General features: G+C 30.8%; 13 protein-coding genes. 7 read left to right on the top strand and 6 right to left on the bottom strand.

The genetic code is table 11. The annotated features are described in order from the left end of the window. Window positions 1-54 precede the first annotated feature (54 nt). The 4 genes from JJD95_RS04040 to JJD95_RS04025 all read left to right on the top strand — a co-directional run bounded on the left by JJD95_RS04040 (window position 55) and on the right by JJD95_RS04025 (window position 6346). Complete coding sequence (locus JJD95_RS04040; RefSeq protein WP_291640614.1) at window positions 55-1581, top strand: ABC transporter ATP-binding protein; 1527 nt, start codon at window positions 55-57, stop codon at window positions 1579-1581. Further along, entirely contained in the window at window positions 1582-2733 is a 1152-nt protein-coding gene (locus JJD95_RS04035; RefSeq protein WP_291640612.1) for an ABC transporter permease, read from the top strand. Then, window positions 2726-3664, top strand: a complete 939-nt coding sequence (locus JJD95_RS04030) for an ABC transporter permease (RefSeq protein WP_291640610.1) — start codon at window positions 2726-2728, stop codon at window positions 3662-3664. Before JJD95_RS04035 ends, JJD95_RS04030 begins: the two co-directional genes overlap by 8 nt. A gap of 486 nt (window positions 3665-4150) precedes the next feature. Continuing rightward, window positions 4151-6346 (top strand): EAL domain-containing protein, encoded by a 2196-nt coding sequence (locus JJD95_RS04025; RefSeq protein WP_291640608.1) that lies wholly within the window; start codon window positions 4151-4153, stop codon window positions 6344-6346. A 90-nt stretch (window positions 6347-6436) separates the two neighbouring features. On the opposite strand, the gene JJD95_RS04020 is transcribed toward JJD95_RS04025, so the two are convergent. After that, on the bottom strand, window positions 6437-7276 hold the full coding sequence (locus JJD95_RS04020) for a nitroreductase family protein (protein WP_291640606.1): 840 nt from the start codon (window positions 7274-7276) through the stop codon (window positions 6437-6439). Window positions 7277-7453: 177 nt separating this feature from the next. Beyond that, window positions 7454-7693: a hypothetical protein gene (locus tag JJD95_RS04015; RefSeq protein ID WP_291640604.1), complete on the bottom strand. Its 240-nt coding sequence runs from the start codon at window positions 7691-7693 to the stop codon at window positions 7454-7456. 218 nt (window positions 7694-7911) lie between these two features. On the opposite strand from JJD95_RS04015, the gene JJD95_RS04010 reads away from it, so the two are divergent. After that, window positions 7912-8391 (top strand): aminotransferase class I/II-fold pyridoxal phosphate-dependent enzyme, encoded by a 480-nt coding sequence (locus JJD95_RS04010; protein ID WP_291640603.1) that lies wholly within the window; start codon window positions 7912-7914, stop codon window positions 8389-8391. 244 nt (window positions 8392-8635) lie between these two features. Beyond that, entirely contained in the window at window positions 8636-9754 is a 1119-nt protein-coding gene (locus JJD95_RS04005; protein WP_291640600.1) for an NAD/NADP octopine/nopaline dehydrogenase family protein, read from the top strand. A 107-nt stretch (window positions 9755-9861) separates the two neighbouring features. Here JJD95_RS04005 and JJD95_RS04000 read toward each other — a convergent pair whose 3' ends face one another. Together JJD95_RS04000 and JJD95_RS03995 are read right to left on the bottom strand one after the other, a co-directional pair. Further along, on the bottom strand, window positions 9862-10452 hold the full coding sequence (locus JJD95_RS04000; protein ID WP_291640598.1) for a class I SAM-dependent methyltransferase: 591 nt from the start codon (window positions 10450-10452) through the stop codon (window positions 9862-9864). A gap of 431 nt (window positions 10453-10883) precedes the next feature. Then, window positions 10884-11303: a YkvA family protein gene (locus JJD95_RS03995; protein ID WP_291640596.1), complete on the bottom strand. Its 420-nt coding sequence runs from the start codon at window positions 11301-11303 to the stop codon at window positions 10884-10886. Between the two features lie 271 nt (window positions 11304-11574). Between JJD95_RS03995 and JJD95_RS03990 the strand changes: the two genes are divergently transcribed. After that, window positions 11575-12450, top strand: a complete 876-nt coding sequence (locus tag JJD95_RS03990; protein ID WP_291640594.1) for a DMT family transporter — start codon at window positions 11575-11577, stop codon at window positions 12448-12450. A gap of 205 nt (window positions 12451-12655) precedes the next feature. Here JJD95_RS03990 and JJD95_RS03985 read toward each other — a convergent pair whose 3' ends face one another. Continuing rightward, on the bottom strand, window positions 12656-14167 hold the full coding sequence (locus JJD95_RS03985; protein WP_291640592.1) for a DUF2357 domain-containing protein: 1512 nt from the start codon (window positions 14165-14167) through the stop codon (window positions 12656-12658). Continuing rightward, complete coding sequence (locus tag JJD95_RS03980; protein WP_291640590.1) at window positions 14142-16391, bottom strand: hypothetical protein; 2250 nt, start codon at window positions 16389-16391, stop codon at window positions 14142-14144. The genes JJD95_RS03985 and JJD95_RS03980 overlap by 26 nt, the downstream gene beginning before the upstream one ends. Between the last annotated feature and the right edge of the window lie 180 nt (window positions 16392-16571).

The raw sequence follows: 16571 nt of genomic DNA, 5'->3' as shown, positions 1-16571 counted from the left end.
TATATTTCATATTTTATGTATCCAGAAGACTAAAAAATATGAAGGGCAGGGAATATGAATATGGATAAAATCCCTTATGTATCTATAGAGAACATCAGTAAAACCTTCGGAAAAGTTATTGCTAATAGAAATATGAATTTAACTGTACATGGAGGGGAAATCCATGCATTACTAGGTGAAAATGGAGCAGGTAAAAGTACTCTGATGAATATGTTATCTGGAGTATACACACCGGATTGTGGTACTATTTCTATTCATGGAAAGAATATGCATTTCACGTCTCCAAAAGATGCTATAAAGGCTGGAGTTGGAATGATATATCAACATTTTAAATTAGTAGAGGAAATGACAGCAAAGCAAAACATATTACTAGGCCAAAGCAGTGGCATATTTTTTAATAATAAATTAGAAGTAAAAAAGATCAATGATATATGTGAAAAGTTTCAATTAGAGGTGAATATAAATAAATATGTTTGCGATATGGCAGTAGGCGAGAGGCAAAACCTTGAAATACTTAAGGTACTCTATAGAGGTGCTAATATTTTAGTGTTAGATGAACCTACCACAGTGTTTACAGATAGTGAGATTGACAAATTATTTAAAATAATGTTAAAAATGAAAGAACAAGGATGCGCAATTATATTTATAAGTCATAAAATGGACGAAGTAATGGAAATATGTGATAAGATTACAGTTTTAAGAAAAGGTGAAGCTGTTAAAACAGTGGAAAAATCAAATACCACTCCGAAACTTTTAACAGAACTTATGATGGGACGAAAAGCAGATTTATCTATAAATAGAGTAGATAGAGAGGCAGGAGAAATAGTACTAGCAGTAAAGGATTTGAGAGTGTTAAATGCTGAAAAGGCAGAGGTAATTAAAAGTATTAGTTTTTATTTGAGAGAAGGCGAAGTTCTTGGAATAGCTGGAATAGCTGGAAGTGGTCAAAAGGAATTATGTGAAGCTATTGCAGGAATTCAGAAGATTTTCGGTGGTGAGATAGTACTTGATGGTGAAAACCTAGTTGGAAAATCACCAAGGGATATTATAAATAAAGGTATAAGCATGAGCTTTATACCAGAGGATAGATTAGGAATGGGACTGGTTGCATCTATGGGCATGGTGGATAACCTTTTGCTAAAGGATTATCATAAACAAAAAGGGATATTTATAGATAGGAAACCAGTGATTGAAAAGGCAAAAAAAATGGTGGATCAATTTGAAATTAAAACACCAGACATATATCATCCAATAAAATATTTATCCGGTGGAAATATTCAAAAAATATTAGTTGGAAGAGAACTTAGCATGTATCCGAAAATTCTTATTATGGCTTATGCAGTTAGAGGACTAGATGTTAATACATGTTATACAATTTACGATCTTATAAGTAAAGAAAAGGAAAAGGGTACAGCTATATTGTTCATTGGAGAAGACCTAGACGTATTAATGCAATTATGTGATAAGATTATGGTTCTTTGTCATGGAGAAGTTACTGGGATTGTCGATGCAAAACTTACTTCAAGAGAAAAAATTGGCATGATGATGGTAGGAAATTCGGTAGATGAGGGGGCAATATAGATGAGATTTGTTAAAAGAGCACAAATCAGTAAAACTGATAGTTTTAAAATAAGAACTATTGCAATCCTCCTATCACTTTTAGTACTAGCTATATTTCTACTAGTAATTAAACTTAATCCAATAGATGTGTATGCAGCAATTATAAAAGGGAGTTTTGGATCAGAATATACTATCAAGCAAACACTTATTAAAGCAATACCCTTAATTATTGCTTCACTTGGTATTTCTATAGCCTTCAAAATGCAATTTTGGAACATTGGTGGAGAGGGACAAATATTAATGGGCGCACTTTTTGCTAGTTATTTTGCTTTGAAATTTCCACAGATGCCTCAAATTCCACTATTACTAATAATGTTTGCTGCAGGGGTTTTAGGTGGTGGCTTGTGGGCATTAATTGCAGCAGTTCTTAAGGGAAAATGGAAGACTAATGAAACCATTGTAACCTTAATGCTAAACTACATTGCCATAAAACTTATTACTTATTTGCAATATGGACCTTGGAAAGATAAAAACGCAATGGGTTTTCCAAAAATACCAAATTTTTCTCTAAATGCAACTCTTCCACAGTTTTTCGGTATACATATGGGATGGGTAATTGCAATAATCCTTGTGATTATAGTGTACATTTTTATGAAATATACCAAAAAAGGATATGAAATATCGGTGCTTGGGGAAAGTGAAAAAACAGCTATATATTCAGGTATCAAAGTTAAAAACACCATGTATGTAGCTATATTTTTAAGTGGTGCCCTATGTGGAATCGCAGGTGTAATTCAAGCTTCAGCAGTTAGTAGAACTTTAACTCTACAAGTTGCAGGTGGAGCTGGATTTACAGCTATAATTATAGCTTGGCTATCTGCACTCAGTGCACCCGTTATTGTAATAGTATCTATACTTTTTGCAGCTCTTTTAGAGGGCGCCTCATATATTCAAACAGCCTTTGGAATACCAGAAGCAGCTGCACAACTAATTCAAGCGGTTATACTATTTTTCGTATTAGGCAGCGAATACTTCACTAGATATAAGGTAAGTTTTAAAGAACAATGTTATGTAAGTGAAATTAATATACCGAAGGATAATACTTTTGAGGTTAATGTGGAGCAAGTTAAAAAAGATGATGGCACCATAAAGGAGGAGAATGAAAATGGATAGTATAATATCATTTTTGGCAGCTGCGGTTGTAGCTGGTACACCTCTACTTTTTGCTACATTAGGTGAAATATTAACTGAAAAAGTTGGAAATCTTAATCTTGGTGTAGAAGGCATGATGCTTGTTGGTTCTGTCATTGGATTTATGGCTGGACTAAGTACAGGAGATCCAATCATAGCAATGATAGCTGCAGCAATTGCTGGTGCATTTAGTGCATTGATTTATGCATTTTTAACTATAAGTCTTAGGGCTAATCAAGTTGTATGTGGCCTTACACTTACAATATTCGGAACCGGATTTTCGAGTATGATAGGTAAAAACTTGATTGGACAAGTAACCCCTGATAAAGTTAAAGCATTTTTCGTACCTGTAAGAATTCCATTAATCGGAGATATACCTATTATTGGAGATGTATTTTTTAATCATGACAAATTTGTTTATTTTGGATATATTGTAACTGTACTTTTATTTTTATATTTGTATAAAACTACTAAGGGATTAAACACCATGGCAGTTGGAGAAAATCCAGCAGCAGCGGATGCAGCTAGTATAAATGTTAATTTATATAAATATGTTAATACTTTAATAGGTGGTGCTCTTTGTGGTCTTGGAGGAGCATATCTATCTCTTGTTTATGTGCCAGCTTGGCAAGAAAATGTAACAGCAGGTAGAGGGTGGATAGCGGTGGCTTTGGTAATCTTTGCGACTTGGAAGCCTCATAGAGCAATTTTAGGAGCATACCTTTTTGGAGGGCTTGATATCATTGGTTTTAGGTTACAAGGCATACCAAATTTCCCTGTATCTCAATACCTTATCGCTTTGATACCTTATGTAACTACAATAATTATTCTAGTAATAGTATCTAGGAAGAAATCCAGCAAAAATTCACCACCCGCTGGACTTTCTAATCCTTATTTTAGAGAAGAAAGATAATTGTATGCTTTAGAGAGGATGTCTCAAAATGATTAAATTAATCATTTTGAGACATCCTCTTTTCTAATTTTAAAGAGTTTGTGATTTACTTATAAAAAATACGGCTAATGCGCCTGGTCCACTATGTGATCCCACAGAAGGTCCAATTTCTCCTGATTACTTATCTGTTGCTCGCCGCACTACATAACTTATTTCTACTCATTAGCAAGAAAAAACCGGAATAGTTTTTATGTAAAATTAAACTCATTATTTATAATTTAACAGGGATATTTGTTGAAGTTTGTTGAAGTTTGTTGAAGTTTGTTAATTTTTATTGAAGTTCGTTAATTATTATGATATTATCTAAATGTGTATATTACAACAATTAGAGCATGTTACAAATGAGTTATTACAGCATTCTATTGTTAATTTAAAATATATCAAGGATGATTGTTTATCAAACATAAAAAATTTAAATATATTATTCCTAGTTTTTTTATCTTACTTTTGCTATATTCCTGTATATTTTATTTATATGAAAATCATAAACAAATATACATTTCAGAAATAGATGTTACGCTAAAAAAAAACTCAAATGATTATTCACTTTTTTTTAAATCAGCGATTAATTCCATCAAAAATCTAACAGAAACAACAGGTAATTTACTTTTACCTTCCATTTCTGAGTCAAAGGATGTATTAAACCCTGAAGTATCCACTAAAATAACCAGCACCTTTAATAGAATTATTAATAAATCTTCGACACTTCACAGCATTTATTTTGTTGATAATAAAACTGGCGTTGAGATTAACTATAAGGGTAACGTAACTATTGAAGACAGAAAAATTGACTTAAGGACTAGAATTTGGTATACCCAAGCTATTGCTACAAATTCATCTATAATATCAAAAGTCTATGATGACGTTGCTACAGGAAAACCTGTTATTACAGTAAGTTATGCTATAAAAAAAGATGATAATTTAATAGGAGTAATTGCAACAGATCTATTCCTGGATGATTTTTATAATACTTATAACGTTATTACAAATAACGGGTATACTAATACAAATATTACTGATCAATATGGAAATGTAATTCTTAATCATGAAAAAAATCTCTTAGGTTTTTCAATGTCAAATCCACAGGCTGAGTATTTAGCCACATATAATGTAAATGAACAAAAGATTATTAATAGTTACAAGGATTTATGGACTAAACACCTCTCAGGAAATGAATTTGGACAAATTGATTATATTAACATACTAGGAGTTAACGTTCATGGTTACTTTACCAAAATACCAGATTTAAATTGGCGAATTATTAGTTTAATAGATTATGATATTATGAATAAAAATTTTAATAACTATTTATTTAAGCTTTTACTTACTGGATTTATCCTTTCAATAATACTTATTTCATATGTATACTTTATATTGAGTACTTCTAATTACAATGATATTCTTACAGACTCTTATAACAAAAATAAATTAATAGATATTTTAAATAAGAAATCTAAAAGCAATAAAGAAAAATTTATTTTATATATAGATATTAATGAATTCTCATCTATTAATACAACTTATGGCAATGCTGTTGGTGATAAAATATTAAAAGAGTTTACATTAATATTAAGACACCATTTGTCAGATTACGGAACCCTGGTGCATTATAAATCAGCTGATTTTATGTTTTTATTTGAAACTCAAGATTGGAATTATGCATTAAGTATAGCCAAAGAACATCACGAACTCTTAAGCAAAACAATCATAAAAATTGAAGATTTTACAATTAGCATTAATACTTTCATGGGTTTAATAAAATTCAATAAAAATCAATTAAGAGATGTTGAAAATTCTCTACATTTATCAAAAGATACACTTAATGATTTGAAAAATTCAGATAATAAAGCTTTCCTTTCCTTTGATAATTTTGATGATATGCTTAAAATAAATGAAGAAAAGACTAAAAAGAAAACAACGCTACTAAAAGCTATCGATGAAGATAGAATCATTCCATTTTTTCAACCTATTTACAATATTAGAAAAGATAATGTTTCCAAGTATGAAGTTCTTATGAGAATTAACAGTGGAGATGAATATCTATCCCCTTTTCCTTTCATACAAATAGCTGAAGAAAATAATTTAATTGAGACCGTTGATTTAATAGTACTAGAAAAAGCTTTAGCCTATAAAAACATTGCGGATCCTGATGACACTATTGAATTTTCATTTAACATTTCTGGTAAGATGTTAAACAATGATGATTATTTAATTAAAGTAATAGATATAATGAAGATTCACAATATAAAAGCTAAAAATATCGTGCTAGAAATAACCGAAACTCAAAGTATTAAAAACCTGGATAATCTAGCTTCTATAATGCATACCTATAAAAAACTAGGTATAAAATTCTCTATAGATGACTTTGGAACTGCATTTTCATCTATACAATATTTAAAACAAATTCCTGCTAATTATATAAAAATTGATGGTTCGTTTATTCGAGATATAAATGATAAAAAAGAAAATTTCTACCTTGTTCAATCAATACTGAGTATGTCTAAAGCTTTTAAAATGGAGACTATTGCTGAGTTTGTTGAAAGTGAGCAAATATTAAATACTATTAGTGAAATTGGTATTGATTATGCTCAAGGATATTATGTAGGCAAACCTAAAAAAAGCATAATTCAGGTTTCAATTTAGTCACAGCCCAAATTTTATGATAAGACTATTCAGCATTTTACATTATTTTTTCATCACTATTCTCTTCCGATTATGTATTCGTTTATATTATTATACATTAGACCAGGTACAAATATACTCCCATCCATTTGGTGTATTTATATTTTTTATTTCTTGCCACGTGCCCTTTAACCCAAGTTCATTTGCAGATAACTCAAAATGGCATTTGGCTATGCCAATATCATTTTTTTGCATATCGTAACCAGTTACTCCATAGCCTTTTGTTCTGCAAAGTAAAAAGTGATATGCATTCTTATCCTTTACAACTCTCCAAGGCTGTTTGTTTGAAGCAGATGGTCCAAGTCTTACCATCTCTAATGGAACAGCATATGGTCCCTCACTATCTTCTTTTAGTGGTAGTAAACTATCTGCTTCAAAAAACAATTCACTCCATGGTTTTCGTTTATTAGCACCAATAACTGCTCTCATAGCGGATTCAAAAACTCTAGGCTTTTCTTTTTTTATTCCTACTGGAGAAACAATTGGTATGAATTCATTATCAAGTAAACTCATATTTTGTTCAAAATTCCCCTTATTAAAAGTTCCACCGAGCCAACATGTTTGAAGTCCCAAATCCGTTGCAAAAATCACAATTTTTTCAAATAAATACCCAAATTCAAGTGCATCTTTTTCTTCTTTATCTAATATTCCAATAATAAATGAATTAGCACCTGATATAATCCCATATGTTCCTAATTTTTTTGCTTTCCCACCATCATTATCATTACTTTGTATAAATATAAACCTAACCCTTAATTTTGTTTCTTCATTAATTTTTGTAATATAATCCTTTAGCTTTTTAAGGGTTATACTATCAATATTTCTTTGATCATATGATCTACTTGACGTCCTCATCTTTATAAGTTCAATAACTGATTTTTGAAATTCCATAATTGCTCCTTTTAAGTTATTATTGAGTTTAGGCATTGTAATACCGCTAAACTGCACCTAATCGCGGTTCTCCAGTTAAATTTACGGTGACCTCTTTTATATCATAAATAATTAATTAAAAAGCATTTATTTAATGAGTGCTTTTTTTCTATCGAATTTTTTTTATAATTTCTTAATTTATTTTAGCAACTCATATAATTTTCCCCTATATCTTTGTTCATTAAATAACTCCTCATTTTTCAAAACATAATGTAATTCCTCTACTAGAACTGCTCCAATCATTTTCTTTGCCATATCTTCTAAATATCCACTAGCTACTAATTTTTCAAAAACTTCAGTTGTACATTCAGGATTATTATCCCTCATTTGATTATCAACAATTTCTATGATGTGGCCTTTTAATTTATCATTTTTCAAGATTTCATTTCCCCTTTTTATGATTATTATTTAATACAAAACTTATATTACAATGATATCATACCCTATATCCATGAATAGACTCTTCTTCTATAATTATATCATAAATTATATATGTTCTTCCATACCAATACTTTATATTCTAGGTAAGTACCCACCAGAATGTCTATCCCCGTAAAATATTTATCAAATGCACACTCCAGCAAAATAAATCGTGAATGGATTGTTGGTTCAGCTGGCGTAGTAAGTGCTTTTTTTCAACAATTAAAGCTTTTTCAAATCCAGGAGATGGGATTATAATTATGACTCCAGTTTATTATCCGCTCTATCATTCAATAGAAAAAAATAATAGGAAGCTGGTTAAAAATCCACTAATAAACGATGGTTCAACTTATGAAATAGATTATGAAGATTTGGAAAAGAAAACACAGAATCCAAACAATAAAATATTACTATTCTGTAGCCCTCATAACCCGACTGGAAGAGTATGGAGTAGAGAGGAACTGGAGAAAATAGGAGAAATTTGTTTGAGAAATAATGTCTTAATTATTTCTGACGAAATACATTTTGATCTTATCATGCCAGGTTATAAACATACTATATTTGCTTCAATTTCTGAGAAATCAGCAAATAATATGGTGGTATGCACTGCACCAAGCAAAACATTTAACTTTAGTTTACTTAAAAATACTGCTTAAGTATATTCATTTCAAAGCAATGCTAAGTTAAATAGAGAAAACCGGAGCTATTTCCTATGAATATTTATATTTGGGTTATAATGTGGTTATTTGAACTTATATGATATAATAGTAACACGATTCAAAAAATAGCCCTCAATTTATAGCTGTAAATGGTGTTTTGGATAATACGGATTTAGCTTTTAATAACATATTGAAGGGAAAATAAAATATAAAAAAACAACTATGTTTAGGAGGACAAAAAATGAATATATGTATTTTAGGTGGTGGAAATATAGGTACACTTTTAATAGGAGACATCGGAAGGAATAAGGATCTTTCTGTTCGATTATTGACTTCCAGACCAGATGAGTGGACCCATATTATTGATGTTTGTGATAATGATGGAACAATTAAATACACTGGAAGGGTGGATGTGATATCTAGTAACCCAGAGGAAGTAATAAGAGATGCTGACATCATTATATCCACACTTCCATCTTATATATTTAGCAAAACCATTGAAATAATAAAACCTTTTCTTAAAAAAGAAGTTTGGATTGGCATGATGCCAGGTAACGGTGGTGGAGAATTTTATTGCAAGGAACTTATTGAAAACGGCTGTACAATATTCGGATTTCAGAGGGTTCATGGTATTTCTAGACTAAAGGAGTACGGAAAATCTGTATATGACTTGGGTAAGAAAGATGAACTTTTTATAGGTGCTATTCCCGCTTGTAATACATCAGAAGTATGCAAGGCATTGGAATACATAATTAACGTGAAGTGCAATCCACTAGAAAATTTTCTGCAAGTTGCGCTTGCACCAGCCAATCCAATTCTTCATACAGCAAGACTTTATGGAATCTTTAACCATTATAAAAAAGGATTATATTGGGAAAATATGATACAATTTTATAACGAGTGGACGGATGAATGTTCAACAATTCTAATAGCTACTGATGAAGAGGTGCAGAACTTGTGTCGCACGTTAGGAACTATTGATTTGAATAAGGTTGGTTTTGTAAAGGAGTATTTCGGAGCGAATTCACCACAGCAGATGACTGCTCAAATTAGCAATAAGCCTGCACTTAAGAATATACAGTCCCCACTTATAAAAACAGAAAAAGGGTATATTCCAGATTTTAATTCAAGATACTTTCTAGAAGATTTTCCATATGGACTATGCATTATTAAGAGTTTTTGCGAATTGTTAGAAGTTAAAACTCCATTTATTGATAAAATCCTTATGTGGTTTGAGACCTTTTATGGTGTTGAATATTATGTAGATGGTAAATTTGTGGGGAAAGATTTAAAAGTTCTTCCGCTTCCACAAAATTTCGCGATAAATTCAATAGAGGATGTGTTTGCATATTACAAATAATTTTTAATTAGGAAACCCCATGGATTACGTGAAGCTATCCATGAGGTTTTACTAATTTTTTTTCTTTAAAGAATATATATATCAGTATTATTGCTGCTAATAAATCTTTACTTAACTCCTATGCCTTTAATAAATATAAAAACTCCCTTACCAAACTGTTCATAACTTTCCACTCTAAATTTTGCTTTTTTTATAGTGTTATAAGTTTCTCTATTTACATTGCACTTTCCTATACACTTCCATGTGTCATTAAGAGAATTCACTAAATGCTTACAATGTTTTTCTTCAGGTAGAACATGTTCGATAAAATACATTTTACCACCTGGCTTAAGTACCCTATATACTTCACTAAGAGCCTTTTTGGGATTATCAACGGAACAATAAATTAAAGTTGAAACCACGCTATCAAAAGTTTCATCTGGAAAAGGTAACTTTTCAACATTTCCTACCACATAATGAATATCCATCTGTGAATTAAGTGGTTTCTTAGTTATTAGCCCATTTAGCTTTAGTTCCACAATAGTTAATTTTGATACATTCTCCGTAATATAGTAATCAAAGTTCACTCCAGTTCCTGCACCAATTTCTAATACATTCCCTTTAACGCGAGGTATCAATTCTCTTCTCCTTTTACTTAAAGCAATTTTCTCAAAGGGCTTCATAAACAAATCAAATATTCTTGCACTTATTTCTATCATTGCGTTACTCCCCTATTTTTAATTTTACATTACTTTTTAAATGTATATTTCAAACTTCCTGTTGGACATTTTTCCACACAAGCAAGACACTTTGAACAACCTTCACCTAAGTTATAGTAACCTATATAAAATAAGAATAAAAACGCTACATCCGTATACCCCCGTTAGGTATTCTGATATAGCTATTATATATGAATAATACTAAATAATCAATAGATAATCCCAAGTTACTAAAATGCTCCCCTTTAATACTAACTTTTTTACATCATTCATGATTTCAAAATAATCTTTTCTTCCTGAACAATTAACAGCATATTTGTTGAATGCTTGCTGGATTAGATCCTAATTTATCCCCAATACAATGATAAACTATCATACTTATCCACATATTAAATGTATATTTTTTCTTCACTTACTCCAAGTTATTGAAATTAGTGGACTTTCTGATTTTCATGAATCCTATTGTCTATATCTTTCAATACACTTTCTTCATATTCTCCAAACCAGCTTTTTAGCTTTGCTTTCGATTTCTTCTTAACTTTATCATCAATAAACATAGCTACAGCTACTATCGCTAATGCTAATACGCCCAAATCATCTGAATATCCAATAGCTGGAGTAAAGTCTGGAATTACATCTGCTGGAAAAATAAAATAACCCAAAGCACTAGTTATTGTTGCCTTTGCCCATTTTGGAACAAACGGTTTTTGTAAAACATAGAATAATAATAGCCCTGTATAAACTACATTTATTCCCGCCTTTTGTGATACTTCCACTATCTTATTAAGCATTGAATTTTGTGTGTTCTTTTTTGAACGTTTGTTAAATTGTAGTTTTTTATTTTCTTTCATATCGTTACCTCCAATAAGCCTGAATCATATTTATTAATGTTATACTATCATATTATTCACCTTAAACCTATGTTTATATCTCTCGTTATATATATTAAATTCAAACTGTAATTGTACCTTATTGTTAATAAATGAATAAATGTAGGGTTATATCCCACATTATCACTGAGTGAAATGTCATTATGAATTCCAAGATTTGATGTTATAATGAAATTGTAAATATGAAAAATAAATTTATCAATTATAATTTTATAGGTAGGTGTTTAGTTTGATGAAAGAAATAATAATTAGAAATAGGATTTCAAAAAAGACAATCGCACATCTTCAACTTTTATTTGTAGCCCTAGGTTGGGCAACGAGCACCATTCTTATTAAATTATATATAACTGAATTACCAGCCTTCCATTTTATGATGGCCCGATTTTTTCTAGCCACAGCATTTATTTTAATGACTTCTTTCGATAAGGTTAAAAAGATTCAAATGGAAGATATAAAAATCGGTTCCTTTTTAGGTATACTTACTTTTATCGCTTATTCCTTAAGTGTTATATGCTTGAAATACACCACCGCTTCAAAATCCGGATTTTTAGTAGCACTCCCTGTGCTTTTTATTCCGATCATAGAAACCGCAATCAGAAAAAAGACTCCTTCTAAGTATACAGTAATTAGCGTCATTCTTTCCTTAGTTGGACTTAGACTTATTTCAGGACTAAATGGAAGTGGCTTTAATATAGGTGATGGACTTGCCCTTGGCGTTGCAATCACCTATACCCTATATATTATACTATTAGATCGTTTTGGAAACGATAGGGATGCCTTTGTTTTAACCTTTGTTCAATTATCAGTAGTTACAATTGCAAGTTCTATAGGAGCTTATTTTGAAGGATTCAACCTTCCACAACTTTATCCGAATTTTGTACCGATTTTATTTATTGGTATTTTTTCCACAGGCATTTCATTACTTTTACAAACTAAGGCACAAAAGGTTGCTAGTTCAGAAAGTGTAGGAATTATATTACTTGGAGAACCTCTATTTACATTACTTATGGCTTATTTTATTCTACAAGAGAAAATTCTTTTGGGTGGTTTAATTGGGGCAATTCTTCTACTTCTTTCTTTAATAATTGCAATTATTAAGAAAATATAAAACTAAGTATAAAAGGAGAAATATATTACTCTTCTCTAAACTTCCTAAGATATTCAGATGCTGATCTATTCATTTCTAGTGAGAAATCAGGCATATACTTACGTTTCTGGTGTTCTTGGATTGCAATTTTCTAAATCAAAAGCATCAAACCCCCTGTTATAAATATCTTCACGAATTCATCCTGAACAAGCTCTTCACCATATTTTTACAACAATAACTTTTTACGAAGAAAATCTTTAAATTCTTGTATCTCACCGCCAGGCTTAAAAACAAAAGCACCCATATCATATCTTTTATGATATTCCTTCTCAAATAATTTCTTTGACTGCTCTCCTTTTATCGGTGCTAATATATAAGTTTCCCTTACTACTCTGCAATCATCACCTTTTCTTAATATTCCATCCCTATACTTGTGCATTTCAGCAAGCGCAACTCCTAAATTAGCATCTACCCTATACTTTGGATCTAACACAAGCAGTTCTCCATTAAACTCCAGTATAATATCCGGTATCATTCTCTGAGTATAAGTATAGTAAGGTTTTGAGTTACGTTGAAAAGATTTTTGATAATATATTAAGCCTCCATTTTTAAGCACAATCTTGCTTTCATTATGCTCACAGAGCTCCAATAATATGCCATCCACATTTTTTAAATAAATGCCAGAAGTATCTTCTAAAACATCTAATTCCCTGCAAATTTTAATTACCTGCATAAATGCCCATATTTCATATATTTGAAAAGTATCCTTTAGCGGGAAATTCGTCTTTAACCCCGCCTTCCACTTTTTATGATTATATAACTCATGAAACCAGTTATACCATAATCTATAAACCGGATGCTTTCTAAATACCTGAGATATGGCAACCTTTCCTTTATAGGGTTGTACCTTAGCCAAATAAGAATTTGCAAGCCAATAGTTGACTAAATCTAAATATTGCCTTGCTTTTAATTTAATCTTTTCATACTCCACTCTGCAATACTTTCGGAGCATCATTTGGAGTTCCATAAGTTGAAATTTTATAACCTTATTTTCATATATATCGTAGGTTTCTTCTGAGCTAATAACCTTTATGTAATTTGGCAACTTATTTTCAGTTCCACCAAATCTAGGTCCATTTTTCTCTATCCAGTTTTCAGTTTTTATACCAATTTTTTTAACTCTTTCTAAATCAGTTAATAATTCATTCTTTATAAGCATTTTAAGTGGAGCCTCTTCTATTTTACTAAATATCCTCTTAAGCTTCGCCATGCTTCTTTGTATATAATTCCATTGTGCAAAGGAAATTTTTCTTTGCGCTCCATGGGTATCAATAGACATTCCAAGGCCTGAATACTTTAAACAAACATTTGCTTCCTCCAATATATCATAAATCATATTTTCATACTGCTTTAATGTAATCTTTCTACTGTCCGGATATACAAAGGATTTTACTTTTTGAGTACTACCATCTATATTTATGTTAAAGTCAATTATTCCTGAGGCAAAAGGAGTCTGTATAGTACCAGAAAAGCCATTGAAATTATGGCCACTGCCACAGCTTTTAATCATCGATAGTGGCATTCCTTGCATTGTAATATATATTAATTTTTCATTATTTATTCTCCAAGAATACATTTTGGCTTCCTCTAAATAAGCTTCCTCAATTTTCACCCAACCCTTTTCCACTTCATCAAATATTTGCATGCTATATCTATCTCCAGAACTGAGCTGTTCCATAGCGTTCAAGTTCTCCTTCCATTCTTAATAGATGTTTTTCAACCTCTGAACCTTCACTAAAGTGTTTATTAGCCCACTGTAGTAATCTACTAATTAGATTTTCTATACTTTCATCTCCCCTTATCTTAGGAAAAACTTTTTCACAAATTACTCTATCCAGCATACTTTTCCTCTCCATTTGAAGATTACTTTTCAAATTTGCATTTGCGCTTATTTTACTTATCATTTCATCCATAGAACGATATCCAAAATGTAAATTATAAGGCTTTAATATACTATGTAGTTCTGATAATATAATATATTCACTCTCAAATTTATCCCTTATAGATTGCTCCTTGGATTCCCAATAATTTTCTAAATTAACATCTGATAATGTCATAACAAATGCCCTATCCAAAACTTTATCTGAAATAGTATAAGTTGTTTCATCTACATTTACAGTACCAATAATATATATATTAGGAGGTATTACAACTTCCTCTGGAATATTTTCAATATTATTTTCACTATGTAACCTTATTGGTTTTCTTGATTCCACTGCACTTAAATAATCACTTAAGTAATACTCTACTCTTGCAAGATTCATCTCATCCAGTACTATAAAATGAGGCTTATCTCTTTCCTCTAATGCATTAAGTATACATTTTAAAAACTCAGTCATGACATATCTCTTTTGAAGCGCACTATAGTAACCAAATAGCGCGGTAGAATCCATCCAGTCTGGCCTTACAGGTATTACTTTTAAATACGGATTCTGCTCTTCATATGCTAGTCCATATACAGCATTTGCATAAATACTGCATATCTGAGTTTTACCCGTACCGGATATACCATTTAATATTACAAAATGTTTATCGCCGAGTGATGTGAGGTTTAGATGAAAATCCCTAATAGTATCCACGGTAAAAATAAATTTACTCTCTTCAAAAACCTTTATAATTTCAGTCAAATCAAAATTACCTATATATTCGGCCTCCTCACCTTCTGTACCGTCATCATTATCATCAGCTATATCTACACCTGCTTCAATAATAGTTTCTTTGGGCAGAGTTATTACTTTACTAGTATCGGCAAATATTAATGCTGCTTTTAGAAGACGTTCCTTAACCTGACGAATATTTTCTGTAAAATTCATGGTGGAATTATCAAAGGTTGCAATATAGTACTTATTGTCTCTAACTTCAAAACCATGGGTTCTAAGCCTCTCCATTGCTTTTGTTAAAAGAATTGCATTGTCCTGGTCATGTTTTGCAAAACTTTTCTTTATAAACCATTTCACTTTATCTTTCTCAAACAGTACTCTTGGACTTGTATATATTTGTTCAAGACCATTTACATACACACTTAACATCTCATATGTTGATTGTGCACTATTCCTTTTATAATAATTTATAACTCCGCTAGTGACCATCTGTCCATTTTCATTTAGCATGTACTTTTGATAGTACCCCGCTCGCGAATTACGTTTTTGAGTTTCACCAAACTTAACCTCATATTCATGTTCATAAAGACTTATTTTTAAATCTTCACTATAGCCTTTTATTAGGTTTAATACACCTGAAGACTTGCTCTGTACAACTGAATTGTCCAAACTGAATTTTCTTAATTTCTCAAGTTCACACCATACTTTCCATAGACTATTAACTAATTCAACCTCATCGTCTATAGTTTCAAAAGATATCTCAAGTCCAATAAAGATCGGAGACCTCTTTCTAGATTTTGATGTTTTCTTAATAGTTTCCACAAGTTTCTCTTTAGGTATTTCCTCAAATGGAGCTTCTATTAAAAATATTTTAATATCTTCACTCAGGTTATTTACACTTCCGTCAAGATCATTTGATCTTAATACTTGCCATAAATAATCAAACTCTATTTCCATACCTATTCGAACTACTCTACTTTCTCCATAGCATGTAAGTCCTAATATGAAAAGTTCTACATCGTTATCAAATTTTTTCATTAGAACAGAAAAATCCCTTTTCCCTATAAATGTATCTCCCTCAGCATAATTAGTATCTATAGAATCGTTATCAGTATTTCTTAGAGTATCTTCATAAGTTTTCAGCTCATAATTCACTAATGAACTATCCTGTTCACTATAGTTATTAACAAAATCATGCATAATGCCATCCAAAACAGGCTGAATCTCAGATAAGATTCTTTTGTATCTCTCAGTAGTATTTTCCATATTGAATATTTCTTCAAACCTTTTAATGTTTATCATAAACCTCTCACCCCATATTGTAATTACTACTTCCAATTTTACAATATTAAGTATAAGTTGTCCATTGCATTCCCTCTTTTAACTGGAATCTCACTAGAGATACATCGTTTATATCTTTTAATTATATATTAATCGATAATTTTTATTAATTGAAAATAAGTCTTTACAAACACATATTAT

This window comes from Clostridium sp., from assembly GCF_016650035.1.
Taxonomy (GTDB): domain Bacteria; phylum Bacillota; class Clostridia; order Clostridiales; family Clostridiaceae; genus Clostridium_AD.
This window is presented reverse-complemented; position numbering and strand designations above follow the sequence as displayed.